The sequence below is a fragment of the Streptomyces sp. NBC_01717 genome (assembly GCF_036248255.1).
Lineage (GTDB): Bacteria > Actinomycetota > Actinomycetes > Streptomycetales > Streptomycetaceae > Streptomyces.
This window is the reverse complement of sequence record NZ_CP109178.1, coordinates 1,121,940-1,147,549: the sequence shown is the minus strand read 5'-3', so window position 1 is coordinate 1,147,549 and position 25,610 is coordinate 1,121,940. Positions and strand designations below refer to the sequence as shown.

General features: G+C 68.6%; 20 protein-coding genes. 12 read left to right on the top strand and 8 right to left on the bottom strand.

Annotated elements, in window-relative coordinates:
- Position 1: 1 nt before the first annotated feature.
- On the top strand, positions 2 to 1,099 hold the full coding sequence (locus tag OHB49_RS05385; protein ID WP_329158380.1) for a CU044_5270 family protein: 1,098 nt from the start codon (positions 2 to 4) through the stop codon (positions 1,097 to 1,099).
- A gap of 237 nt (positions 1,100 to 1,336) precedes the next feature.
- The gene (locus OHB49_RS05380) at positions 1,337 to 3,118 is read left to right on the top strand and encodes an FUSC family protein (RefSeq protein WP_329158378.1); all 1,782 of its coding nucleotides are present in this window, start codon (positions 1,337 to 1,339) and stop codon (positions 3,116 to 3,118) included.
- 36 nt (positions 3,119 to 3,154) lie between these two features.
- Here OHB49_RS05380 and OHB49_RS05375 read toward each other — a convergent pair whose 3' ends face one another.
- A complete protein-coding gene (locus OHB49_RS05375; protein WP_329158376.1) occupies positions 3,155 to 5,467 on the bottom strand; it encodes an FdhF/YdeP family oxidoreductase in 2,313 nt (770 codons plus the stop codon).
- Between the two features lie 485 nt (positions 5,468 to 5,952).
- Here OHB49_RS05375 and OHB49_RS05370 point away from each other — a divergent pair, with 485 nt between their 5' ends.
- Positions 5,953 to 6,588: a DUF1345 domain-containing protein gene (locus OHB49_RS05370; protein ID WP_329158374.1), complete on the top strand. Its 636-nt coding sequence runs from the start codon at positions 5,953 to 5,955 to the stop codon at positions 6,586 to 6,588.
- Between the two features lie 19 nt (positions 6,589 to 6,607).
- Here OHB49_RS05370 and OHB49_RS05365 read toward each other — a convergent pair whose 3' ends face one another.
- From OHB49_RS05365 to OHB49_RS05350, 4 genes are all read right to left on the bottom strand, one after another.
- Positions 6,608 to 7,084, bottom strand: coding sequence for a GreA/GreB family elongation factor (locus tag OHB49_RS05365; protein WP_329158372.1), 477 nt, complete (start codon positions 7,082 to 7,084; stop codon positions 6,608 to 6,610).
- Positions 7,085 to 7,375: 291 nt separating this feature from the next.
- Complete coding sequence (locus OHB49_RS05360) at positions 7,376 to 8,047, bottom strand: enoyl-CoA hydratase-related protein (RefSeq protein ID WP_329158370.1); 672 nt, start codon at positions 8,045 to 8,047, stop codon at positions 7,376 to 7,378.
- A gap of 41 nt (positions 8,048 to 8,088) precedes the next feature.
- A complete protein-coding gene (locus OHB49_RS05355) occupies positions 8,089 to 8,700 on the bottom strand; it encodes a TetR/AcrR family transcriptional regulator (protein WP_329158369.1) in 612 nt (203 codons plus the stop codon).
- Between the two features lie 270 nt (positions 8,701 to 8,970).
- The gene (locus tag OHB49_RS05350) at positions 8,971 to 9,381 is read right to left on the bottom strand and encodes an ester cyclase (RefSeq protein WP_329158367.1); all 411 of its coding nucleotides are present in this window, start codon (positions 9,379 to 9,381) and stop codon (positions 8,971 to 8,973) included.
- A 397-nt stretch (positions 9,382 to 9,778) separates the two neighbouring features.
- Between OHB49_RS05350 and OHB49_RS05345 the strand changes: the two genes are divergently transcribed.
- The 5 genes from OHB49_RS05345 (at position 9,779) to OHB49_RS05325 (ending at position 15,757) form a co-directional block, all read left to right on the top strand.
- Entirely contained in the window at positions 9,779 to 11,944 is a 2,166-nt protein-coding gene (locus tag OHB49_RS05345) for a SpoIIE family protein phosphatase (RefSeq protein ID WP_329158365.1), read from the top strand.
- Positions 11,945 to 12,213: 269 nt separating this feature from the next.
- On the top strand, positions 12,214 to 12,879 hold the full coding sequence (gene nthB / locus OHB49_RS05340; RefSeq protein WP_329158363.1) for a nitrile hydratase subunit beta: 666 nt from the start codon (positions 12,214 to 12,216) through the stop codon (positions 12,877 to 12,879).
- Entirely contained in the window at positions 12,876 to 13,472 is a 597-nt protein-coding gene (gene nthA / locus OHB49_RS05335) for a nitrile hydratase subunit alpha (protein WP_329158361.1), read from the top strand. The genes nthB and nthA overlap by 4 nt, the downstream gene beginning before the upstream one ends.
- The gene (locus tag OHB49_RS05330; RefSeq protein ID WP_329158359.1) at positions 13,469 to 13,813 is read left to right on the top strand and encodes a nitrile hydratase accessory protein; all 345 of its coding nucleotides are present in this window, start codon (positions 13,469 to 13,471) and stop codon (positions 13,811 to 13,813) included. Before nthA ends, OHB49_RS05330 begins: the two co-directional genes overlap by 4 nt.
- 294 nt (positions 13,814 to 14,107) lie before the next feature.
- The gene (locus OHB49_RS05325) at positions 14,108 to 15,757 is read left to right on the top strand and encodes a thiamine pyrophosphate-binding protein (RefSeq protein WP_329158357.1); all 1,650 of its coding nucleotides are present in this window, start codon (positions 14,108 to 14,110) and stop codon (positions 15,755 to 15,757) included.
- A gap of 117 nt (positions 15,758 to 15,874) precedes the next feature.
- On the opposite strand, the gene OHB49_RS05320 is transcribed toward OHB49_RS05325, so the two are convergent.
- Positions 15,875 to 16,513: a hypothetical protein gene (locus OHB49_RS05320; RefSeq protein ID WP_329158355.1), complete on the bottom strand. Its 639-nt coding sequence runs from the start codon at positions 16,511 to 16,513 to the stop codon at positions 15,875 to 15,877.
- 883 nt (positions 16,514 to 17,396) lie between these two features.
- Between OHB49_RS05320 and OHB49_RS05315 the strand changes: the two genes are divergently transcribed.
- Genes OHB49_RS05315 through OHB49_RS05305 form a run of 3 tightly spaced genes read left to right on the top strand, consistent with a single transcriptional unit; the run spans position 17,397 to position 19,899 of the window.
- The gene (locus OHB49_RS05315; RefSeq protein WP_329158354.1) at positions 17,397 to 17,969 is read left to right on the top strand and encodes an IS607 family transposase; all 573 of its coding nucleotides are present in this window, start codon (positions 17,397 to 17,399) and stop codon (positions 17,967 to 17,969) included.
- The gene (locus tag OHB49_RS05310; RefSeq protein ID WP_329158353.1) at positions 17,966 to 19,609 is read left to right on the top strand and encodes a transposase; all 1,644 of its coding nucleotides are present in this window, start codon (positions 17,966 to 17,968) and stop codon (positions 19,607 to 19,609) included. The genes OHB49_RS05315 and OHB49_RS05310 overlap by 4 nt, the downstream gene beginning before the upstream one ends.
- Positions 19,610 to 19,614: 5 nt before the next feature.
- Positions 19,615 to 19,899, top strand: coding sequence for a hypothetical protein (locus OHB49_RS05305; RefSeq protein ID WP_329158352.1), 285 nt, complete (start codon positions 19,615 to 19,617; stop codon positions 19,897 to 19,899).
- Between the two features lie 306 nt (positions 19,900 to 20,205).
- Here the strand turns inward: OHB49_RS05305 and OHB49_RS05300 are convergent, their stop codons facing one another.
- Both OHB49_RS05300 and kdpB read right to left on the bottom strand, forming a co-directional pair.
- On the bottom strand, positions 20,206 to 21,015 hold the full coding sequence (locus OHB49_RS05300) for an SDR family NAD(P)-dependent oxidoreductase (RefSeq protein ID WP_329158351.1): 810 nt from the start codon (positions 21,013 to 21,015) through the stop codon (positions 20,206 to 20,208).
- Positions 21,016 to 21,336: 321 nt separating this feature from the next.
- Positions 21,337 to 23,487: a potassium-transporting ATPase subunit KdpB gene (gene kdpB, locus OHB49_RS05295; RefSeq protein ID WP_329158349.1), complete on the bottom strand. Its 2,151-nt coding sequence runs from the start codon at positions 23,485 to 23,487 to the stop codon at positions 21,337 to 21,339.
- 389 nt (positions 23,488 to 23,876) lie between these two features.
- Here kdpB and OHB49_RS05290 point away from each other — a divergent pair, with 389 nt between their 5' ends.
- A complete protein-coding gene (locus OHB49_RS05290) occupies positions 23,877 to 25,433 on the top strand; it encodes a hypothetical protein (RefSeq protein WP_329158347.1) in 1,557 nt (518 codons plus the stop codon).
- Positions 25,434 to 25,610 lie beyond the last annotated feature (177 nt).

Below are 25,610 nucleotides of genomic sequence, written 5' to 3'. Positions count from 1 at the left end.
CATGAACCAGTCCCGTCTTACGCCTGATGAATGGCAGGAGACCGCGCGTCTGGTCTCCCTCGACGAAGCCGACTTTCCCGCGGGCCGCCACGCCTTCCACAGGGAAGAACTGATGAACTTCATCGACCAGGACACCCGGTCGGCCGCCTCGGCCACCACACCCACATCCGCCCCCACGGCGCCCGCGCGACGACGCGGGTTCATGCGGCCCCTGATCGTCATCCCGGCCGCCGCCTGCTCGCTGGCCGTGATCGCTGCCGGTGTCGTCACCCTCACCGGCTCGAGCAGTGGCCACGAATCCCTCGTCGCCGGCCCGGCGCTCACTGCACAGGTCGGTGCGGGAACCGCCCAGGGTGTCCCGCAGCTGCTCAACCAGATCTCGCTGGCCGCGGCGAAGAAGCCGGCGCCCACCGTGCGTGCGGGGCAGTACATCTACATCGAGAGCCAGGTCGGCACCACCTACGAGAAGACGGTCGACGACAAGACCACCGTAGTCAGCGACGGGATCCACCGTCGGCAGACCTGGCGCTCGACCGACGGTGCGAAGGGCTGGCTCATCGACCCGGCCGTCTTCCCGCCCGGCGGCGGGACCATCGACCACATCAACGAGAAGGGCGAGATCGAACCTGCTCGGCTGGGCGGCCCGTCCTACGACTATCTCGCCACCCTGACCACCGACCCCGACACGCTCCTGGCGAAGATCTACAAGGAGACCAAGGGGCAGGGCAACAGTCCCGACCAGCAGGCCTTCACCACCATCGGGGACCTCCTCAACGAATCCATGCCCCCCGCCGACCTCAACGTCGCCCTGTTCAAGACCGCGACCAAGATCCCCGGCGTGGTCCTGGTCAAGGACGCCGTGGACGCAGCCGGCCGCCACGGCGTGGCCGTCGCACGGCTCGACGAGACCTCCGGCGCCCGAACCGAATGGATCTTCGACGCCAAGAGCTACACCTACCTGGGTGAGCGCACCATCCAGGTCCGCCCCCACGGCGGCGACTCCGGCAAGATCAAGCCCGGCACCATCCTCTACACCTCGGCCATCACCGCGCGACAGGCCGTCGACGAGATGAAGCAGGTTCCCTCCTCCGCCGCGTAGCACCGCGCCCGACGAGGGTTGTGCCTGCCTCACCGCACGAGGCAGGCACAACCGCGGCGCCGACCGACGGCGGAACGGTCCCGCCCGCGACCGCGCCAGATCGTCTCGGACGGTGACGAGGAATGGGGCGGCGTGTGCTGAGCGCCAACGTGTCACCGGTGCAGAACTCCCGGCGCACCGCTGCATTGAGTGATCGATGACCCGCCCGGCGGCAGAAGCAGGTGATATATAGCGCATATGCCCCGTTTCCGTCTTCCGCTCCCTGCTGTCATCGGAAGCGGAAGGCGGCCTTCGGCAGCCCGTGTGGGGCGCGCGCTCTCCCCGCGTGGCGCGCTCGCCCTGCAGAGCGTGGACGGTGCCCTGTCCTTCGCTCTGCGTGCCGCGCTGGCCATGGCGTTGCCGGCGTTCCCGATGGCACTGGCCGGGCGGGCCGATCAGGCTGTCTACGCCATGCTGGGCTCCTTCACCACCACGTTCGGCCGCAACCTGCCCTACGCGCGTCGTGCCCGTGTCCTCGCCCTGGTCGCGGCAGCCATGACAGCGTGTGTGGGCTGCGGTTCGGCTCTCGCCGCGTGGGCCCATCCCCGGGACGGGGGAGCAGGCGCCGCAGTGGTGGTCGCGGCCATGGCCGTGGTGGCCGGTGCGGCGAAGCTCGCCTGTGACGCGGCACGTCTCAGCGGGCTGGGCGCGGTGCTGCTGCTCTTCTCCTTCGCCGTAGCGGCCAACGGTTCGCCGGCCGCCGCCGACATCCTTCCGCAGACCGCCCTGGCCGCATTGGGTGCGACCGTCGCCTGGGTACTGGCTGTGTCGGGGTGGTTCGTGCACCCGGATCGTCCGCAGCGTCTCGCCGTGGCCGCGGCGTTGCGCGAGCTCGCAGAGCTGTTGGAGGCGGCCGGCGCAGGGGACGGAAGCGGGCTCGTCCGGCACCGGGCGACAGCTGCTGTTCTGCAGGCGTACCGGACTCTTGGCCTCATGCCTCCGACAGCCGCCGAGTGGGGCGGGCGGGGCGGAACGTGCGTCCGTCTGACCGACCTCTCCTGGTCGTTGCTGATCGGTTCCGCCCGCCGGCCACCCGATGATCCGACGGGTCTGGCGCAGCACCTGCGCGGCCAGGTTCGCCTGCTCGTCAGCCGTCGCCACCGGGTTCCGCAATTGCTGCCCGAGCTGTCGAGCCCGTCCGTGATCGCCCAGGCCGGCATGGTTTCCATGACAGGACCCGAGCCGCTTCCGGCCGATCCCACCACCCGGCGCGCCGCCGAACTGCGCGCTGCGGAACTGGTGTCGGGGCAGCGCCACGGCCGCCCCGGTCACGCGTCGGTCCTGCTCATTCCCGCCCTGCGGATGGTCCTCGGCACCGGGCTGGCGGGCGGGACGGCCCTTCTCCTGGGCCTCGGCCACGGCTACTGGGCGGCGATCTCCGCCGCCGCGGTGCTCCACTCGATCAACGTCCGTACCGCGGCGCAGCGCGCCGTCCAGCGCACCTTGGGCACGGTTGCCGGACTGATGCTCGCTCTCGGCGTGCTGGCGGCGCGCCCAGATTCCGTGGTGCTCGTCCTCGTGATCGTTGTGCTGGAGTTCATGCTGGAGTACGTCGTGGCCCGCAACTACGGTCTCGGCGTCGTCTTCCTCACGCCGCTGGCGCTGCTGCTGAGCGACCTGGCCTCGCCCTCACCTGCCGGAGCCCTTGTCCAGGACCGGGCACTGAGCAGCGTCCTCGGGATCGTCATCGGTCTGGGCTGTGCGCTCCTGGTGGTCCACGACCATGCGGCGGTCCGAGCGGAGCGCGCGCTGGCCGCGTGCAGGGAGGCGTCCGAGCGTGCGGAGCATACGTTGGACGACCGCTCGGAGCCGTCGTTCCCGATCGTCCAGACGCACCTCGCGGCAGCCGTGGTGGAGTTGCGTGAGGCCGATGACGCCGCGGCGGGCGAGCTCTGGCCGGCGGAGATCGATCCCACCGAATTCGCCGCCGCGGAGCAGCGTGCCTACCTTCTCCTGGAGCGGCTCGTCCGGTGGCGGTGACGCAACGCGCAGCTCCGCCTGTGCACGCTTCCCCGCTCAGGCGGCGGGGCCGATGGTGACCTTGACGTGCTTCATGATCGGCTGATCGCTCTGGGTGCTGTAGTCGTTGAGCGCGCAGAGCACGTTCATCTCGGGCATGTAGCCGGCCGCGCAGCCGCGGGGGATGTTGTAGGGGATGGCGAGGTAGCCGCTGAGGGATCGCTGACTGCCGTCCTTCGCGGTGCTCGTGATGTCTACCGGGCCGAGGTCGGCGATACCGCGCTCGCGCATGTCGCCTCGGTTCATGAAGACGAGCGTGCGCAGGTTCTTGACGCCGCGGTAGCGGTCGTTGTCGGAGTAGATGGTGGTGTTCCACTGGTCGTGGGACCGCATGGTGCCCAGCGCCAGGGTGCCGGGGGCGGGGACGACGTCGGGCAGGACGGCGGTGGAGAACTCGGCGCGTCCGGACGGGGTGAGGAAGACCAGTTCACGGGCGGGCTGCTTGATTCGGAAGCCGAGGGGCAGGCGCACGCGGCGGTTGAAGTCCTCGAAGCCGTCGAGGACCTGGGCCATGGTGTCCCGGATACGGTCGTAGTCCTCGATGTACCAGTCCCAAGGCGTGGCGCTGTCGGGCAGCGCGGCCCGGGCCATGCCGGCGATGATGGCCGGCTCGGACAGCAGGTGCGAGGAGGCGGGGCGCTTCATCCCGATCGAGAGGTGGACCATGCTCATCGAGTCCTCGACGGACGTGCTCTGGATGCCCTTACGCTGATGGTCCTTCTCGGTACGGCCGAGGCACGGCAGGATGAGGGCCCGGCGGCCGTGGACGACGTGGCTGCGGTTCAGCTTGGTGCTCACCTGCACGGTGAGGTCGCAGTTGCGCAGTGCCGCGTAGGTGTACGGGGTGTCGGGCGCCGCGAGGGCGAAGTTGCCGCCCATGCCGACGAACACCTTCACATCGCCGCTGTGCATCGCCTTGACCGTGTGGACGGTGTCAAGACCGTGCTCACGGGGCGGTTGGATGTCGCAGACCTCGGCGAGGCGGTCCAGGAACTCGTCCTCGGGCCGGTGGTCGATGCCGCAGGTGCGGTTGCCCTGGACGTTGCTGTGCCCTCGGACGGGGGAGGGGCCCGCGCCTTCCCGCCCCAGATTGCCGCGGAGCAGAAGCACATTGACGATCTCCCGGACGGTGTCGACGCCGTGCTCGTGCTGGCTGATGCCCAGGCACCAACTGACGATGCTGCGGTCGGCTTCGCCGTACACGCGCGCCGCTTTGAGGATGTCGTCGCGGCTCAGCCCGGACTGGTGCTCGATCTCCTCCCACGAGGTGGCCTCGCACAGCGCGCGGTATTCCTCGAAGCCGGCGGTGTGGCGGTCGATGAACTCCCGGTCCAGAGCCTTGGGGTCGGATTCCGACTGCTCCAGGATCGCCTTGGCCATGCCGCGCAGCAGGGCCATGTCGCCGCCGATACGGGGCTGCAGGTTCAGCGTGCTGGTACGGGTCGTCTTGAAGAGGGCCATGTCCGTGAAGTCGTGCGGGACGATGGTGCGTGTGGCCGCCGCCTCGACCAGCGGATTGATGTGCACGATCTGGGCGCCGCGGTGGTAGGCCTCGGCGAGGGCCGTGAGCATCCGGGGCGCGTTGGACGCGGCGTTGACTCCCAGGATGAACAGCGCGTCGGCGGTCTCCCAGTCCTGGAGGTCGACGGTCCCCTTGCCGGTGCCCAAAGACGCATAGAGAGCGCGACCGCTGGCCTCGTGACACATGTTGGAGCAGTCCGGCAGGTTGTTCGTGCCCAGCTCACGCGCCATCAACTGGTAGAGGAAGGTTGCCTCGTTGCCGAGCCGGCCGGAGGTGTAGAACGATGCCTGATTCGGGTTGTCCAGCTCGCGCAGAGCACGGCCGACCACCTCGAACGCGTCCTTCCAGCTGATCGGGACGTAGTGGTCCGAATCGGGGTCGTAGACCATCGGTTCGGTCAACCGGCCCTGGTTCTCGAGGTCGTAGTCGCTCCACCCGGACAGCTCGGTCACCGAGTGGGCGGCGAAGAACTCGCGTCCGACCCGCTTACGGGTCATCTCCCAGGTGACGTGCTTGATTCCGTTCTCGCAGATGTCCAGATGCAGCCCCTTGGTGTCGTCCGGCCATGCGCATCCGGGGCAGTCGAACCCGGTGTTCTCGTGATTCATCCGCATGATCGCCCGTGGGCCGTCCACCAGCGCGCCCTCGCGTACCAGGAATCGGCTCACGCTCTTGGCTGCGCCCCAGCCCGCAGCGGGGTGGTGGTAGGGGCGAAACTCCGGATTCCCCTCGGGCGTGGGCCCCACGTTGGGCTCCAGGCGTTCCTGTTCATCACTGTCGGCGCTCAAGACTCTCGGCCTTCCACCATGTGGGCAAGGGGTGATTAAACGGTACTTTCGGGCAGGCTATGTCCGTTGTTCAATGGGCGCCACTCGGCTTCGCAGCCGCTGCCACGCCTGTGGCTGAGCGTGTGGTTCCGCGCGCCGCAGGACCGGTGGGTGCGGCGTGGTGCGTGCGACCCGTGGGGGATCTCCCGACGTGCTGCAGGGCTGCCGTCCGGTTCGCACGCGGATACTCTGACGCCGTCCTCTCTGTTCGCTTCGCGTCTCATTGTTCGGCGGGAGTCACATGGGCGTAGCTCAGCCCGTCGTCATGCCGCCGTCGGGGCTCCAGGATCTGGCAGGTCCGACCTGCTCGGTCGCGTTCTACGGGCACGACGCGAGCGCATCGAGGTGTACTTCCACGAGACACTGACGTCCACGGACGAGGTCGTGGTCGTACTCGAAGCCTGAGACCCGTCACCGAGCTGCCGAGGTAGTCATTGTTGAGGCTCATGAACCGCTGGTTGGTGCTTTCCGCCGTTCCTCGACTCGCCGGTGCGACCGTGGTCGGAGCGGCGATCGGCTCGGTCGTCGGTCTACTGACCAACACACCGCTGGGAATTCTCGCCGGTATCGCCGCGGCGGAGACGAGCTTCGTCGTCGCAGGGTGGATCGTCCTGTGGCCCATGGATGCCGCCACCACTCATCGCCACGTCCGAAGCGAGCAGTTCCGGCCCGTCACCGAGGAACTCGTCGTCGTCGCGTCCGCCCTGTGCGGACTGGTCGGCATCGTGATGCTGCTCCTGGTCGGCAACTCGGACCTGAGCCACGCCGCGGCCGCGACGGCACTCTGTGGCGTGTTCCTGGCCTGGGCGGCACTTCACCTGATGTACGCCACCCGATACGCGTACCTCTATTACCTGACTCCCGAAGGCGGGATCGACTTCAATTCCGACGACCCGCCGCAGTACAGCGACTTCCTCTACTTCAGTTACAACCTCGGAATGACCTATCAGGTCTCCGACACCGACGTGTCAAGTTCCACGATCCGCGCGGTCGCCCTCCGGCACTGCCTGCTGTCCTATGTCTTCGGCGCCAGCATCCTGGCCACCACCATCAATCTCGTCGCCGGAATCGTCACGGGCTGATGTGAGGGCGGTCCCGTAGCTATGACCTGTCGTCCTCGTCGCCCAAGGACAACACGACCGCGGTCGACCGTCCCTCGGGCGTCTCGTAGCTGATGGTGTCGCCGGCGCGACAGCCGAGCAGTGCGCGGCCGAGCGGGCTGTCGGCGGTGACCAAGGTCGGATCCAGTACCTCGGCGACCTCGCCGATCTGGACGGTTGCCTCGGTGGCGTCCGCGAACCGTACCGTCACGCTGCTGCCCACGCCGACCCTGTCGGTGCGGGGAGGCGCCGCAACGGCCGCCTCGCGAAGCCGCCCGTCGACCTCGGCGATTCGGGTGTCCAGGCGGTCGAGTTCCGTGCCGCGTTGCAACTCGTCGGCTTCGTCGGCCCTGTCGCCGACCCGTTCACCGCCTCGCAAGGTGGCGGCGACAGTTTCGCGTTCGGCACGCAGATCGGCGAGCTCTCGCTCCAGCGCCTCGCGAGCGACATCGCTGATGGGTTCGGGTCCACCGGTCATTCCTGTTCCCGTCGCGCAGGCGGCACGGTTGAGTGTCGCAGGTCAACTCCGACATTTTTACGCTACCAGGCAAATCGCCACACCGTGGTGGCGGGCCGGGGGCCATGGGGCCGGGGCCCTCGCCTCACGTTTCCAGGAGGCCTCCGGTCAGATTCTCCTGGGCGAGGGCGTTGGAGCAGCAGCGGGTGCCGAGGGCGTGCGGGGTGCGGCTCGCCCGGCTTCGGCAGTTCGGTACTGCGGGCCGTACGCCCTTGCCCGGGTGTCCGGCATCCTCGGCCGCCTGCTGCGGAGTCAGCCGAGAGGGTTGCCCTTCTCGCGCAGAGCGGCGAGGGCGGGAGCGTACATACGGGCCTTGATGGTGCCGAGGGTGTGGCCGGCCTTGCTCACCTGCGCCTGGGCGATCTCGATGGCGGTGGAGCGGACGGCGTCCTCGTCCACCGCGCGGTCGACGATGCCGGCGGCCGCGGCGTCGTGACCGCCGAAGCGACGGGCGGTCACCATGGCCTCATGCGCGGTCTGCGGGGCCAGTCGGGCCTGGATCAGCGCGGACATGCCCGGGGTGAAGGGAATGTTGATATCGGCCTCGGGCAGGCACCAGTAGCCGCGGTCGGCGCGCATCACGCGGAAGTCGTGAGCCAGGGAGAACATCGCGCCGGCTGCGAAGGTGTGCCCCTGGAGTGCGGCCACGGTGATCGCGGGCAGGGCCAGCACGCGCGCGAAGAGCTCTTGCACGGAGACGACGTAGTCCTGGTGCTGATCGGAGTGGGCGGACAACCAGTCCAGGTCCAGACCGTTGGAGTAGAACTTGCCCGTCGCGGCAGTCACCAGAGCGTACGGCCCCTCCGCCTTCTCCACCTCGTCCAGCGCGGCATCGGCGGAGGCGATCCAGTCGGGGTGGAAACGGTTCTCACCGTCCCCGAGGTCGAGGACGAAGACGTTGTCCTGGCGGTCGAGAGTGGGCATGGTCGCTCCTTCGAGCTGGATGGGGTCGGGGTGGAGGCAGGTCATGGCCGTGGTGCCTGACCTTGATCGGAGCGGTCACGCAACGCGTGGGCCAGCAGGTCATGGATTTCGACGGCGGTCGCCTCCATCGGGGCGGCGCTCTGCTCGACCCGGCACATGATCACCGCGCCTTCGAGTGCCGCGATGATGAAGGCGGCCAGCCTCCTGCTCCGCTCCTCGGGCAGGCCGTGCTGGAGAAACAACGCGGCAAGCGCCTGTTGCCAGCGGGCGAAGACCGCGGCCGCGGAGCGGGCCAGTTGGGGAGCGTCGTCGTTGGTCTCGACTGCGACCGCCACGATGGGGCAGCCGGCCCGGAAGTCGCTGTCGACGAGTCGGTCGCGCCACAGCGCGAAGAACGCGTCGATCGCCTCCACGGCGTCATCGGCCTGCGTCGCGGTCTCGATCAGTCCGGTGACGAACTCGCCGGCGAGTGTCACCGCCTCGTCGATCAACTGCGCCCGCCCGGCGGGGAAGTAGTGGTACACGGAGCCGCGTGGAGCACCGCTGTGAGCGAGCACGCGATCGATGCTGGTGGCGCTCGCCCCGTGCTCACGAAGCAGCGCGGCGGCACTGAGAACCATCCGCTCACGGCTGTCGCTCCTGCGCGGGCTCACGCGCCCACCACCTCAGCGGCTGCGAGGCGGCCGGCCGCGTCCGCAGCGGGATGAGCGATCGATCATGCCGTGTGTCTCCTGCCGTGACGAGCGCTGCCCCGAACTGGTCTACCTGCCGGTAACTTATGCTGCATGACATAGAACATGCAAGGGCCCGCAGGTCTCTTCGGTCATGGAGACCGCCGGCACCTACCTGGGCGACCTGGCCCGCCAGAGGTCGGAGGGATGAAGTGGTGGAGCGTCACCACGGGGCAACGGTGCAGCGCCCACTCACGGGATGAGATCGAGCTGGCGCAGCATGCCGAGTTCGTCGCTGCTGCCCCACCGCTCCACGAGTTTTCCGTCGGCGAACCTGCTTATCTGCATGCCCCGGTACGACACCTTCCGCCCGGTCGGACTGTGTCCCATCAGTTCACCGAGGTGTGTCCCGCTGATGGTGTAGGCGAATGCCAACTCGTCGTCCGTGGTGACGAGATGCTCGACATCGACGTGCAGGTCGGGGAAGGCCGCCCTGATGTCGGCGAACATGGCCTGATATCCGGCCGGGCCCGGAACCTGGCCCGGGGCCGGATCGTGGTCGACCGAGTCGGTTTCGACGACCCTGGCCAAATCGTCCAGATTGCCGCTGTTCACGGCCTCGGCGATAGCGTTCTGGGCAGCGAGGTTTTCGTCGCGGGACATGGCTCTCCTTCGACGCTGTACGGGAGATCTGGGCAGCGTGCATGTCGGGGTCGGCGGCGGATGCGTCGGGCCCCTACTTCAACGTAATGAGTCCCTGGTCCTTACGCCTGTTCAGCGGATGCACCTCAATTCCGGGACAGCCCACACGCGACATCGCGATGTCGCGTGTGGGCTTCGCCGCGTAGGATTGGCTCCGGGCGGAGCTACGTACAGCCCACCTGCTCGGACGGGGATCGCAGTACCCCAGGGGCCGGCGTCGCTCGTGGCCTGCCCGGCCGGTGACGAAGCGGCCTTCATCACCGGTGACGTCCTGGCCATGGGCCTGGGCCGAGCCGAATGGCCCGCCGAGCGGCCTTATCGTCCCCGACAGTGAACAGGCCATGGAAGGTCAGGGGCCATGACGCGCCCAGCCCACGTCGCACCCGGTGCCGAGCAAGGGCCGGATGCACCCTCGCACGGCATTCGCGGTCTGCCGGTTCCTGCGGTAGCGGTGATCGACGGCGACGGTACGGTCCTGGCGTGGGCCGACGGGGCGCGACAGCTTCTCGGCCACCGAGCCGAGGACGTCGTCGGGCGGCCCGCGGTGCGCCTTCTGTCAAGCCGGCAGGAAGGTACGGAAGGCGGATCCTGTCTGCCGTCCCGGGCGCGCGACCCGGCGTGGACGGAGCGGACGGGCGAACACCAGCACAGGCCCGGTCCGGTGCTGGACGTCCGGCATCGCGATGGTCGCGTTCTGCGGGTGCAGCTGGAGGTCACTGCACTGACCGGCGCCGACGGTGAGAGATGCTGGCTCCTGGCGGCTACGGACATGCCGGACGGCGACGCGCGGCAGAAGGCGGGCGAGCCCGCCGTACGGGCGCTGCTCGACCGCTCGCCGTTCTCGGTTGCCGTCTGGGACACACGGCTGCGCTGCGTCTGGCTGAACCAGACGTCCAGACGGACGGTGGGCCTGCCCCCGGACGGTTGCCCGGGACTCTTGATGCGGGAGCCGCTGCGGGGCTTCGACCTTGCCGCGGTCGAGCCGGTGATGCGCGGGGTCCTGGCGTCCGGTGAGCCGGTCACCGGCCACGAGGCGCGCTGGGTCTCCCCGGGCGGCGACCAGGGAGCCGACCGGGAAGTCGTCTTCTCGTCCACCCTGATCCGTCTCGAGCGCGCGGACGGTACGCCCCTCGGGCTGTGCACGACCTCGACGGACATCACTCAGAGGTGGACGCGCGAGCGCATGGCGATGATGAGCAGGGCGGCGAGGCGCGTCGGCACCACACTGGATGTGATGACGACCGCCCAGGAGCTCACGGACCTGGCAGTCCCGGCGTTCGCCGACTACGCCACGGTCGACCTGGCCGAGTCGGTGCCCATCGGCGGCGAGCCGCTGGAGCGGATGCGGCCCGGGGACTCGGGCATCCCGGTGTTCCGGCGCGCGGGACTCGCCTCCATCCACAAAGGTGCGCCGGAGTCCGCCTTCGCCCGGGGCGAGCCGGTGTTCGTGCCTCCGGAATCTCCCTTCCTGTACGTGCTTCACCACCGCAAGTCGCATATGGAGCCCGTGATGGACACCGGGTCCGGCAGCTGGCTCGCCGGGGATCCCCGGCGTGCCCGGATCATCCGCGACACCGGCATGCACTCCGTCATGATGGTCCCCCTCATGGCACGCGGAACCATCCTCGGTATCGCTGTGTTCGTCCGTACCGAGAACGTCGCTCCGTATTCGCGGGACGACCTGATCCTGGCCGAGGAACTCGCCGTCCACGCGTCACTGAGTCTGGACAACGCCCGCCGGTACACCCGCGAGCGGGCCGCCGCTCTCGCGCTGCAGCGGAGCCTGCTGCCCGGCGCGTTGTCGGGCGGCGACGCCGTGGAACTGGGTTGGCGTTACCTGCCGTCGGACCGCCATGAGGGCGTCGGAGGGGACTGGCTCGACGCCATCCACCTGCCGGGCGGGCGGATCGCCCTGGTCGTCGGAGACGTCATCGGGCACGGCATCAATGCGGCCGCCACCATGGGCCGTCTGCGTACGGCGGTGCTCACGCTGGCCGCCTTGGACCTGCCGCCGGCCGAGCTGCTCGTCCACCTCGACGAGCTGGCCACCCAGCTGACGGGGGAGGGCGCCCGGTCCGGCGACCCCGCCCCGCCGATCGTAGGGGCCACCTGCATCTACGCCGTGTACGACCCGGCAACCCGCGTGTGCTCCTTCGCGCGTGCCGGACACCCGCCACCGCTGCTGGTCACGCCGGACGGCCAGGTCACCACGCCCGACACCCCTGCAGGCACGCTGATCGGCGTCGGCCTCGGTTCGTTCGAATCGGTGGACGTGGAGCTGCCGGAGGGCAGCCTGATCGTCCTGTTCACGGACGGGCTCATCGAGACGCGGAACACCGACATCGACGCCGGACTCGACCGGCTGGCCACCGCGTTGCGCCGAGCACCATCGGAGCTGGATGCCCTCTGCTCCCAGGTGATCACGGAGATGGCGACGACACCGAAGCCGGAGGACGACATCGCGCTACTGGTCGCCCGCACTCGCGTTGCCGGCCCTTCTTTGCACGTCGCTCGACCGGAATGACGCCGGTGGCAGTGAGGTTGTCGGCACGGAAGTTGCCGCTGCACAGGTCCATTCGATGGTCTGTGAAGCGAGGGCGCAGGAGTGCTGCGGTGCGGCGCGGATCGTGTCCACAGTTCCGGCTCCGCGATGCAGGCCGAGGGTCCTCAAATGCCTTAGAGTGGTGACACATCGGATGATATGTGACTGTATCGCCCGATCTTTCTGAACTGAATACGTACTGATCGTGCCGAGTGTGTCCCTATCGCTGCAGGTTCACGAGAGGTGGTGCCATGGACGGGATCGCCGATATGGGAGGAACGGAGGGGTGGGGTCCCACTCATCCGCCGCGCGCCGACGAGCCGGTCTTCCCGGAACCCTGGCAGGGTCGGGTGTTCGCTCTGACGCAGCTGTCCAAACAGCTTGCCGGATTCAACGTGGACGCCTTCCGGCACGCGGTCGAACGCCTGGACCGAACGGCATACCTGTCCGACGGCTACTTCGGCCGCTGGCTCAACGCAGCCGAGCTGATGCTCACGGACAGCGCCATCCTGGCCCCGGCCGCGATCAACGCCCGCGCCCGCAACCTGCGCGGCGAGCAGGTCGAGGAACCGCCGATCCCCGAACCCGCGAAGCCCGGTTACGCGCCGGCCGCAAAGGGCTCGCTGCGCGCCGTGGACACGGCGCCGGCGTTCGCGGAGGGCGAGCGGGTACGTGCCAAGAACATGTCGCCGGCCGGACACACCAGGCTGCCGGGCTACGTGCGCGGACACACCGGAGTCGTCGCGCTCATCCAGCCTGCCTCTGTCCTACCCGACACGAACGCGCACTTCCAGGGCGAGAACCCGCAGTACGTGTACTCGGTGCGATTCGACTCGCACGAGCTGTGGGGTGCCGACGCCGAACCGTTCGCACTCACCATCGAGATGTTCGAGAGCTATCTGGAGAGGGCCGCATGACCGCCGGCGAATCCGCTGAACGCATTCCCGCACCGCTGCGTACCGAGGCTCTTGAGCAGCTGCTGACCGAGCGGGGCCTGGTCGACCCGAGCGCGCTGGACGCGATCATCGCCGACTACGAGACCAACGTGGGCCCCCTCAACGGAGCCAAGGTGGTCGCCAAGGCATGGACCGACCCCGAGTACCGTCGGTGGCTGCTCGACGACGGCACCGCCGCCATCAAGGAGTTGGGCTTCATCGGCGTGCAGACCGAGCACGTCGTTGTCGTCGAGAACACCGCGACCAGCCACAACGTGGTGGTCTGCACGCTGTGCTCGTGCTACCCGTGGCGGCTGCTCGGCCTACCGCCCGGCTGGTACAAGGACCCGGCCTATCGCGCGCGGGTGGTCAAGGAGCCGCGCAAAGTGCTTTCCGAGATGGGGCTCGAACTCGCCGACGACGTGCAGATCACCGTCCACGACTCCAGCAGCGAGGTGCGCTGGCTGGTACTGCCCGAGCGCCCGGCCGGCACCGAGGGCCTGTCCGAGGAACAGCTCGTGCCGCTGATCACCCGCGACGCGATGGTCGGTGTCGCCAGGATCGAGGTGCCGTGACCGCCCCGCTGGACATCCAGGGACCGGCCGCGCCGCCGCGTTCCAACGGCGAGCTGGTGTTCGCCGAGCCGTGGGAGAGCCGTGCCTTCGGCATGGCCGTCACCCTGTACGAGGCAGGCGTGTTCACCTGGCCGCAGTTCCAGGCAGCGCTGATCGCGCGGATCGCACGCTGGGAAGCGGAACCGACCGAGGACGCGCACTGGAACTACTACCGGCACTGGCTGGGCGCACTGGAAGACGTGCTCGCCGAAGGCGGCGCCGTGCCGGCCGACGAGGTCACCACCCGCGCCCGGACACTGGCGCAGCGCCCCACCGGCTACGACCACGGCCACCGGCACTGACCGGCAATCACCACGACCGGGCCGGTGGCCGGTCGCCGGCACCCGTGTGCCATGAGAGGTCGCAGTTCACCGGAGTTACGCCGAATCGGTGCACGCGTCGCGATCGCGGTACTCACCGCGCCCTGTCGACAAGATCCACGGCGTGAAGGTGCATTACGCTCTGGCTCTCCTGCGATGGCCGGGAAACCCATTCGGCCGCACCATGACGCGCCTGCGGGGAACGGCAACGCCACATTCCGTCGAAAGCATCGGCGCCTGTTGGTTCAAGACCGGCGAACCCGAAGGAAGACTCCGATGAAGGCATTCCAAGCTGTCAGCGACGCGATCGCCGCCGAAGGACTCGACCACTTGTTCGCCGTCATGGGGGACGCGAACCAGGACCTGATCGTGGACCTGGGCGAACGGCACGGCGCGACATTCGTGCACGCCCACCATGAATCCAGCGCTGTCGGTATGGCCGACGGTTACGCCCGGTTCAGTGGCAAGCCCGGTCTCGCGTCGGTCACCCAAGGCCCGGGCTACACCAATGCCACGACCTCGCTGGTGGCCGCCCGGCTCCACCGCACACCCTTGATGCTGCTCGCCGGACACGCCTCCCTCCGTGACCCGTACAACCCGCAGGGAATGGTGGACCAGCAAGCACTCGCCAGACTCACCACCGAGGCCACCGTCCGACTGGAATCGGTGCACAACGTGGACTACTGCCTCGGGGAGGCATTCCGTCAGATCAAGGTGCGGAAAGGGCCCTTCATTCTGAATCTTCCCCAAGACGTCCAGCAGACGGAGATTCCGGACCCCGGCTGGACGTACCGGCCCATGTACGCGCCCAACACCCTCCAGCCGCCGCGTACGCAGGATGTCGAGGAAGCGGTCAGGCTGCTCGCGTCAGCCCGGCAGCCGACGATTCTCTGTGGACTCGGGGCGCGAAACTCCGGAGCGGAGTCCGAGGTGCGCAGACTGGCCGAGCGTCTTGGCGCACCGGTCGGAGTATCCATTCTCGCCGCCGGATTCTGCGCGGATCATCCGCTGTATCTGGGAGTCAGTGGCGGACTGGGTTCCCATCTGACGGTCGAAACACTCGCCGAGAGCGATGTGATGGTCGTCGTCGGCGCCAGCCTGAACGAATGGACGACCGACTTCGGAAAAATCCTGGCGAATGGGAAGAAGGTCATCCAGATCGATGATCGGCCGGACGCATTCGGCTGGTTCGCCCGCGTGGCCGTCGGTATGACGGCCGACGCCGGAACGGCCGTGGCGGCCCTCGCGGACCGGCTCGCCGAGACGGTGGACGCACGCCGGCCCGACCCCGGGCTCGTCCAGAAACTCCAGGACGACCGGAAGCCGACGACCCTTCAGTACGACGACGGAGACGCGACGGATCCACGCAGGGCGGTACGGCACCTCGAGGACGCACTGCCGAAGGACGACCGCATCCTGGTGATCGACGGCGGTCACGCGGCCATGGTCTGCGTGAAGATCCTCACCGTGCCGCGCGCGGAGAACTGGGCGGTCGGCTGGGACTTCGGCGCCGTCGGCCAGGGCCTGGCCCTCGCCATCGGAGCCTGCTTCGCACGCCCCGGAGAGCGTGTCACACACACGACCGGGGACGCCTCGTTCATGATGAACGTCGCCGATTTCCATACGGCCGTCCGCCACAAACTGCCGCTCACGGTGATTGTCTTCAACGACAACGCGGTGGGCCAGGAGAAGCACGATCTGGTCCACAAGAAGCTCAATGCGTCCTACGCCGACATGCCGGAGCCCGACTTCGCGAAACTCGCGGAGGGCTTCGGGGCCAAGGGCTTCACCGTACGCAAGCCCGACGACCTCGGCGAGATCGACAGGGCACTGGCCGTCGAGAACGGGCCGGTCCTGGTCGACGTACGGATCAACGGCGACGTGGAACTGGCGGCAAGCTGGGAGATCGCCAAGCACCTCAGCTGACGGCCGACACAGTGACGTAAGCGCCATGGTGAAGCCGGACAGCGGTGAACCGGGGGAGACGTGTGTGCCCCGTCCTGTCCGCGATGTCCGCGAAGTCTGGGCCGGCCGTTCGGTGCGTCAGGCGAGGTAGGCCGATATCGCCAGCGTCTCGGAGAGGACTCGCCACAATGCCCAGGCACCCGCACGGCTTGCCACATTGCACAGTGTCTTCTCGGTGCAGGCGGTCGGTCTGTTCTGCCAGGCAGTCACCATCAGGTAGTGGAAGCCGAGACTGCGGGTGAAGGTGAAGCGGATGTGCAGGCCGTCACCCAGAACGTGGCCGGGCAGGGTCGCGATCTGAAGGTAGTCGTACTCGATGGCTTCCACCCGGACCGGGTTTCCACCCAGCAATTCGCACTCGTCCTTCGCGCGGATCCGGGTGGGACATGCGCCGCGCACCGAGAACAGCCAGAAGTTTCCGGTGAGCTGCTTGCGCACATCGTGAGGGCTGGTGAAGGGGTGGATCCCGAGGGAGTAGATGTACTGGTACAGCCGGTTCGAGCCGTGGCACGAAGCAGGATCCGCGTTGCACTCGTCGGGCGTATGCCCGGGGCCGCCCGAGCTCTGGTCACTCCGCTGAACAGTGGGAGCGGCCGGGCGTGCCCCGGCGTGCGCAGCGGGCGGGAGCGCGGTGACCATCAGCGTCGTACCGAGCAGGGTGAACAAGGCGGCACGGCCCACTGTCCGAGTGAATGCCCGCACGACTCGGGAGGACATCCTGTCGACTCCGCCGGCCCGTGGGGCGGACGCGGCGGGCGTGTGGTGCTGAGTGCGACCCGGCTTCCGCCAGTGGGACGGCACAGGCATCAGAAGGGACGGAGCGCGATCGGGACAAGGCTCACGCGGTTGACGGGCGCGTGAGGCCGGTCGTCACCTCTGGCGCCGTCGTAACCGATCACGGTGAGAGCAGACATCAGCACCTCCCATGGCGCACTACGAGCCAAATGGACGGTATGCCCTCGTCGGAGATTCGGCATCTCGGCGCCTGGCCCACCTCTCCTCGCTGCTCGGGCCTGTCCGTGTTCGGCGGGTCCTGTCAGGGGACGGCGTGTTCCCGGCCGAGGTGGCGATCTCTTCACGCGTTCTCCGACGGAGACGGTCAGGGCGGCGTCAAAGCTGCCGTGTGCCGCGTCAGCGGTGCATCAATGGCCTGCCGGGGTCCGCGAACCTGTCTAGCGTGGGCCTTATCGGACGATATGTCACTCAATGTGCGCCCGAACGCGATGCCGACCGCGGTGAGCCCCCAGGAACGTCCGCGTCGGATGACGGCTGGACCGCTGAGCTACGGGCCGCCTGCGGCTGCTCCGCGTTGCTTCTGGGACTGCTGCTACTGATCGACGTGGGATCCGGCCGACTTACTGGGTTGCGCGCCCTCATGTGGGTTGCGCTCGCTGTCCTGCTGCTCGTGGTGCTGGTGCCGCCGCGGGTGACCGCGGCCGCCGCGGGTGACCGCGGGGGAGGGCTGGCTGGCTTCCCGCAGTCTGCTGCGCAGGCGTCGGGTGCGAACGGACAGCCTGGTGGGGGTGCGAACTGCACTCGTTTTAGTGAAGCGTGAGTGATTATTAGCGTTCATGGGTGAGTGCTCTCTACCGTCGAGAATGTGAATCTGACCGAGTGGGCGAAGGCGCAGGGCGTCCATCCGCAGACCGCGCGCCGCTGGTTTCGTGAGGGAACGCTGCCAGTGCCTGCGATGCGGGTGGGTCCGCGCACGATCCTGGTGAACATCGAGGCCAACCAGGCCGTTGATGTCGTCGGTGGTGTGGGCCTGTACGCCCGGGTCTCGTCTCACGACCAGAAGGCCGATCTGGAGCGGCAGAGGGCCCGGATCATGGAGTGGGCGGCCAAGGCCGGGCACCGTGTGGTGCGTGTGGAGTCGGAGATCGCCTCGGGCATGAACGGCGGGCGGGTGAAGGTCCGTCGCCTGCTGGCCGACCCGGATGTGACGACCGTGGTCGTCGAGCACAAGGACCGCTTCGGGCGGATGAACGTCGAACTTGTCGAGGCCGCCCTGGCCGCCCACGGCCGCCGCCTGGTCATCTTGGATGACGGCGAGGTCGAGGACGACCTGGTCCGCGACATGACCGAGGTGCCGACCTCGTTCTGTGCCCGCCTGTACGGGCGCCGATCCGCTAGGAACCGCGCGCAGAAGGCGCTGGAGGCGGCCGCGCAGTGAACGAGCACAAGACGCCGTTGCGTCCGGTCCGGGAGCCGTTCGTGGTCCAGGAGGCGTCCGGTGTCGCGATCCGTGACCGGCTGGCAGGCCTCACACTCCAGGACGACGAAGTCCTGCGTCTGGTCGGTGGCCACCTCGGCTCTCTTGCTGCCACTGACCTCGGCAGGTACTCGCAGGCCGGCTTCGAGCGCACCAACGACACCTGGGCAGCCCGCAAGCAGGACCTGACACGTCAGTCGTCGTCGCGGTGGGCCGGTGCGCTCACCAAGGGCACCCACGAACAGTACGCGCTCGCCCGGCGCGGCCAGTTCGCGTACCGCGACAAGCTCGCCGACGGCGTGCGAATGCTCATGCACCGCCTGTCCCTCCCTGTCGGGGAGAAGGGCACGAAGGGGAAGCCCGGCGGGTACCGGTCGCAGACGGAGTGGTTTAACAAGTCCCGCCGCCTCCACATCCTGAAGGCCCGCCTCGCGGCCGTCGAGGACGACATTGCGACCGGGCGGGTGCACGTCGTGCGCGGCGGGAAGAAGCTCGCCAGGAACCGTCATCACCTGGCCGCCGCCCAGCTCACCGAGACCGGATGGCGGGAGCGATGGGAAGCCGCCCGCTGGTTCCTCAGCGCGGACGGTGAGTCCGGGAAGCGGTTCGGGAACGAGACGATCCGCGTCACCCCCGACGGCGAAGTCTCGATCAAGCTGCCGAAGCCGCTGGAGTGTCTGGCCAACGCGCCGCATGGCCGTTACGTCGTGTCTGCCCGCGTCACGTTCCCGTACCGGGGCGCCGAATGGGCCGACCGGATCACCGCGAACCGGGCCGTCGCGTACGAGATCCACCTCGACGTGCTCAGGGGCCGCTGGTACCTGACGGCATCCTGGAAGCGGTCTGCCATCCAGGCAATCCCCCTGGAGGCCGCGCGCGCCGGTGGGCTGGTCGGCGTGGACACGAACGCCGACCACTTCGCCGCGTACCGACTCGATACGCACGGCAACCCGGTCGGCAATCCTCACCAGTTCACGTACAACCTCACCGGCTCGGCAGACCATCGCGACGCGCAGCTGCGCCACGCGCTCAGCCAGTTGCTGCGCTGGGCCACCCGGGCCGGCGTGACCGCGATCGCGGTCGAGGACCTGGACTTCTCCGACGGGAAGACACGCGAGAAATTCGGCCGCAAGAAGCGGTTCCGTCATCTCATCCACGGCATCCCCACCGCCAAGGTGAAGGCCCGGCTGGTGAACATGGCCGCCGAGCACGGCCTCACCCTGATCGCCGTCGATGCCGCGTACACCACGAAATGGGGCGCCGAGCACTGGAAGACGCCTCTGACCAACAGCCGACGTGCGATGACCCGCCATGACGCGGCGGGCATCGCGATCGGAAGGCGCGCCCTGGGGCACCCGATCCGGCGACGGACGAAACCGCCCCGCCACCACCAGAGCGATGGTGGCGGGCATCGGACCGTCCAGGCCGAGCCAGGGACCCGGGGGCGTGAGGGACTCCGCCGGACACGAAACGGAACCAGCCCCCAGAGGGCGGCGACCGGCTGTGCGGTCACAGCGGAGAACCAGCGTGCCCAAGACCGTTCGGGACACGCGACTGAGCACGAGTCCTGGCAACAGGACTCACTCCCGCTCAGTTTTTAGGAACGGTGCGCTGGTCCGACGGGGTCTCGCTGCGCCTGGTACTGCGCGACCTGGATGGCGCACGTGTCGAAGTGGACCCGCGGGTGCTGATCGCCAATCCCCACCTGTGGCAGCTGCTGGACGCGGGCGCCCGCTCGTCCCTGGGGCGAGGAACGCTGCTGTGCGGGGCGACCGCGCTCCGCCAGTTGTCCGAACGGATCGACCGGGAGACGGCGCATTCGCGTTCGACTTCGACCCGGGCGGGTATGCGCCGACGACCCGAAGACGCCGGTTCAGGCCGGAGGCCTTGAGGACTGAGCACACGGTCTCGCCGTCGATCCGCCGCGGCAGTGCTGGTCGCCGCATACGAGCTGGTGCACCGGGCCTACGGCAAGGTCGGCGAGCGTCTCGGGGCGGGCCGTATCCCCGGGGAGTCGGTGCGATACACACCGGAGCACGGGATATTCCGCCGAGTTCGACGCGGGGCGGCCCGCCCTGTCGGCAGGCCGCCCCCGGTCGGGTTCAGCTCCCGTTGGCCTTGCGGCCGTGGTTCGCCTTCCTCTTGCGGCGGGCCTTCTTCTTACGTGCGCGCTTCGACATGAACGTTCGTGGTCCCTTCAGTTGAGCTGGCCGACGAGGACATCGGCGAGTTTGTTGAGGCGTTGGACCGTGCGGCCTTCGGTGGCGGCGGGAGCGGGCTCGACGCGCTCGTCGCAGTCGTAGTACGCGCCGTTGACGATTTCCGTGGCCGGATCGCAGAGGCGTACGACGTGGGCGGCGCCGTCGGACGCGGTGGCTCCGTGGTGGGCGTAGAGCGGGAGCAGGGCGGTGTCGCAGATGCCGGGGTGGATGGAGACGGCAATCACGCGCGGGTCCGCGGCGAAGACGGTGAGCGCCAGCTGGGACTGGGCGTAGGCCGCGAGGCGAGAGTAGCGGCGAGCGCGGTTGGGATCACTCCACTGGATGGAGCCGGTGCGGTGCAGGGAGGAGGAGACGTTGACGACGCGTCCGCCCGGCTCGCTGGTGAGCGCATCGCCCATCAGGTTGGTGAGCAGGTAGTGCGCCAGAAAGTTGACCTGGAACGCGATTTCGTTGCCGTCCACGGTGACGGTGTGACGCTCGGGGGCGGCGATGGCCGCGTTGTTGACGAGTACGTCCAGGTGCGGGTGCTCGACGACGACTCGGTGGGCGAGTCGTTCGACCTCTTCGAGACGGGAGAAGTCCGCTCCGAAGGGGCGCAGGCGCTCGGCGGGGATGCCGGCAGTGGAGACGAGCTTGTCGGTGGCAGCCTGCGCCTCTTCGGCCGTGCGGCCGTGTACGAGGACGGTGGCACCGCGCTCGGCGAGCAGCCGTGCCGTCTCGTAGCCGATGCCGGAGGTGGCCCCGGTGACGAGGACGGTGCGGGAGGAAAGGTTCGAGTCGGACATGGTCCATCCATGGCTCGGGGCACGCTTCGCCGCCCGCCGCGTTTGCGGAGGGGTAGGGCGTGCACGGATACGACGAAGGGGCGCCGGACCAGGTCACGGCGCCCCGAGGGCTACGGACTACGCGTCAGAGGTTCCCCCTACGCCCCGAAGGCGTAGGGGAGGGAAGCCGGCGTGTCCGGGCAGCGGGGCATACGACGAGGCGACGCCTGATGAGGCGGCCGGTCGAGAAGGAGCCACTCGCTGTTCACGCTCTCCATCCAATCGGCTCGCGGACAACGGCTCAAGACCTCCCGGCTGTTCCTGACACCCCTCTGATGCGGGTCAGCCGAGCCCGGGGATCGTGGAGATCAGCAGGTCGATCAGCTTGATGCCGATGAACGGGAACACCAGACCGCCCAGGCCGTACACCGCGAGGTTGCGGCGCAGGAGGTCGTGCGCCGACGCCGGGGTGTAGCGCACGCCGCGCAGGGCGAGCGGGATCAGCGCCACGATGATCAGCGCGTTGAAGATGATCGCCGAGGTGATCGCGGAGGTAGGACTGTGCAGGCCCATGAGGTTGAGGGCTTCCAGTCCGGGATAGACGCCGGTGAACATGGCCGGGATGATCGCGAAATACTTGGCCACGTCATTGGTGATCGAGAACGTCGTCAACGCCCCCCGGGTTATGAGGAGTTGCTTGCCGATCTCGACGATCTCGATGAGCTTGGTCGGGTTGGAGTCCAGGTCCACCATGTTCCCGGCCTCCTTGGCGGCCGAGGTACCGGTGTTCATCGCCACGCCGACGTCCGCCTGAGCCAGCGCGGGCGCGTCGTTCGTACCGTCACCGGTCATCGCGACGAGCTTGCCACCCTCCTGCTCACGCTTGATCAGGGCGAGTTTGTCCTCGGGGGTGGCATCGGCGAGGAAATCGTCGACGCCGGCCTCCTCGGCGATCGCCTTGGCGGTCAGAGGATTGTCGCCGGTGATCATCACCGTGCGGATACCCATGCGGCGCAGCTCCGCGAAGCGTTCCCGGATGCCGTCCTTGACCACATCCTTGAGGTGGATGATGCCGAGCACTCGCGGCCCGTCCCAGTCGTGGACGGCGACCAGCAGCGGCGTAGCACCGCTCGAGGCGATCGAGTCGGACCATTGGACAGCTTGAGACGGAACGGCCCCACCACGGATCTCCACCCAGTTGATCACCTGCGCCGCGGCGCCCTTGCGGATGTGACAGACAGCCCCGTTGTCCCATCGCATATCGATACCGCTCATCCGGGTCTGGGCGCTGAACTCCACGAACTGTGCGTGGGCGAGCTCCCCTTCGGCCGGGGCCCGCAGCCCGTACCGCTCCTTCGCCAGGACGACGACGGACCGGCCCTCCGGCGTCTCGTCGGAGAGGGAGGAGAGCTGGGCCGCGTCCGCGAGCATCAGTTCATCGACACCGGGCAGCGGGACGAAGCCGGTTGCCTCGCGGTTGCCGAGGGTGATGGTGCCGGTCTTGTCGAGGAGCAGGGTGTTGACGTCGCCGGCCGCTTCGACCGCTCTGCCGGACATCGCCAGGACGTTGCGTTGCACCAGGCGGTCCATGCCGGCGATGCCGATGGCGGAGAGCAGCGCACCGATCGTCGTGGGGATGAGCGTCACGAGCAGCGCGACCAGCACGGTCGTGGACTGTGCGGCGTTCGCGAAGGCGGCCATCGGTTGGAGCGTGACGACGACCAGAACGAAGACGATGGTCAGCGCGGCGAGCAGGATGTTGAGGGCGATCTCGTTCGGGGTCTTCTGCCTCCGTGCGCCCTCGACCAAGGCGATCATCCGGTCCATGAAGGAGTGTCCGGGACGGGATGTGACGCGTACGACGAGCCGGTCGGAGAGCACCGTCGTACCGCCCGTGACGCCGGAGCGGTCGCCGCCCGACTCACGTATGACGGGGGCGGATTCACCGGTGACGGCGGACTCGTCGACCGCCGCGATGCCGTAGACCACATCGCCGTCGGCGGGGATCAGCTCGCCCGCCTCGACGAGGACGAAGTCGAAGAGCCGGAGGTCGGTGGCGGCAACGGCCTCGGTCTCGGCGCGGGCCAGGTCCGTCCCGTACCGCCAGTGGCGCAGCCGCAGGGCGACGGTGTCCATGCGCGCCCTGCGCAGCGACTCGGCCTGCGCCTTGCCGCGGCCCTCCGCGACCGCCTCCGCGAGGTTTGCGAAGATCACCGTCAGCCACAGCCAGATGCTGATCACCCAGGTGAAGACGGACGGATGGATGAGCGCGGAGAGCGTGGTGAGCACCGATCCGGCGGCGACGACGAACAGCACGGGGTTCTTCACCAGAGCCCGAGGGTGCAACTTGCGCAGTGCTTCGGGGAAGGACTTCACCAGCTGTACGGGATCGAAGAACCCGCCCTGCTGGGAGCGCCGCCGACGCGGTCGGTCCGGAGGCCTCTCGCCGGGTGTAGGTGCTGTCGGAGCCTGCTGGGAGGCGGCGGGGAGCATCACAAAGGACCTTCTGATGGGGTCTGCAGGGGAGCGGCAGGCGCACGGGCCTGGTCGACGCCAGGGGGCGCCCGGGCGTCGACCAGGCGAACTGTGGACGCGGCGCCGGGAAGCCGCATACCCGTCGCCGAGTGCGTGTCATGCCACTGACGTCCGCGATCTCGAGCGGCAGTAAGGCGAATCTAGCCGCTGGCACCGTCCTTGCCCGCACCGTGCTGGGGGAATTTACGGCCTTCTGACAGCCTTCGGTATCAGGCGTCAAACCCGTGTCAAGAAATGCTGACGGACCATCAGGACGGAGTCAGGGGAGGCCGATTCGCGTCCGAGCCGGGTTGAGACTGACCGGCACGGGGGCGGACGAACGCCCGTGGTGTGAGCCTGGAGGGCGCGTGACCATCACCGTCGGTACCGCGCACAGTCCGGAGGCGGAGGCACGGGCTGAAGCCGGAACACGCCATGCGACGGCCGTACCGCCGGCGGGGCGTGCCGGTTCGCAGCCACGAGAGGGGCGGCGTCCGGACCGCTCACGCAGCGATGTCCTGAAGGAGCGCATGCGGTGCCGCTGGGCGACACTTCCGGCCAGGCTGCGCCTCATCCGTGCCGCGATACTGCTGCTCACCGCTGGGGCGGCGCTGCTTCTGCTTCTGGCAGGGCTGGCCGTCTCCGCGACCTGGGACACCGTGGGCGGACGCGACGCTCCTCGAACCACCAGCGCCGCCGGTCTGGATCTGGCCCTGAACGACATGGACGCGCAGGCTGCCAACATCTTGCTGTCCAGCGGTGATGCGGGTGCGGGCCGGATGGACGTCCCGCACGGCAAGGCCGCCGGCTTCTACGGCGCCGCACGCCGCACCGTAAGCCGCGAACTGCGTACCCTCGCCGTCGCCGCAGAGGGCGACGCGCGGGCCGAGCACACCGTCGAGGCGCTGACCGAGAACTTCGCCCGCTATCAGGAGCTGATCGGCCGCGCCCTGGAGAACGACGGCCGCAAGGGCGGCAAGGCGGCAGCGGTGGACGACTACCGGTCGGCCACTGCTCTGCTGTCCGCCGAAATCCGGCCCGAGTCAGAGGCGTTGATCGCCACTAACGACGACGCGTACGAAACCGAGTACGACGCCGCACGCTCCCGCCTCAGCGCCGAACTGATCACCGCCGTCGTGCTCGGCCTGCTGTTGCTCGCCCTTCTCGTGGTGCTGCAGTGGTATCTCGCGCGGAGCTTCCACCGCATCCTCCACCCGGGGCTGATGGCTGCCACGCTCTGCGCCTGCATCGCTCTCGCTGTCGGCGCTCAGGCACTCGCTGCCTCCTCCGAGCATCTGCGTGGCGCCCGGCGCGACGCGTTCGACTCCGTCGTCGCGCTGTCCCGGGCCCGCGCCGTCGCCTACGACGCGAACGCCGACGAAAGCCGCTACCTCCTCGTCAAGCAGGAGCGGACCGGCTATGAGCAGGCTTTCCTCGACAAGGCGCAGCAACTGTACGGAATCGAGGACGCGAGCATCGACACCTACGACGCGGGCCTGGAGGACACCTGGTCCGCCTACCGCACCGACCCCACCGACCTGCGCTTCACGGGCGAATTCCGCCGCGAATTCGACAACATCACCTTTCCTCGCGAGCGCGCCGCCGCCGAGCGGACCGTCGAGGCGTACGCCGTCTACCAGCGCGACGACCGCACCATCCGCCGTCTGGTCGCCGAGGGCAAGGAGCGGGAGGCCGTCGCGTTCTGCATCAGCTGGGACAAGAACAAGTCCAACGCCCACTTCGGCGCCTGGATGGACGCCCTCGACGAGGTCACCGAGATCAACCGGACCCACTTCGCCACGTCCGTGCGCGAGGGTCGGGGAGTGGTCTCAGGGCTGCTTCCGGCGGCCGGCGGTGCCCTGGTGGCGACCGCGGCACTGACCGTACTGGGTCTGCGCCCACGGCTGGCCGAGTTCCGCGGCTGAGCATCGGCGGGGATCCGCGTCCGACGCCCTGTCTCCGAGCAACGTCAGAGTGCCGTCAAGGTTCGCAGCTCGCTGCCCGCGCGCGCCGGCTCGACGTGATCAAGAAGACCGCCGCGGCCATCCCGCCTGTGGGCGCCTCACGTCCAGACAGCCCCGGCATCCGACTGGCACCCGCCC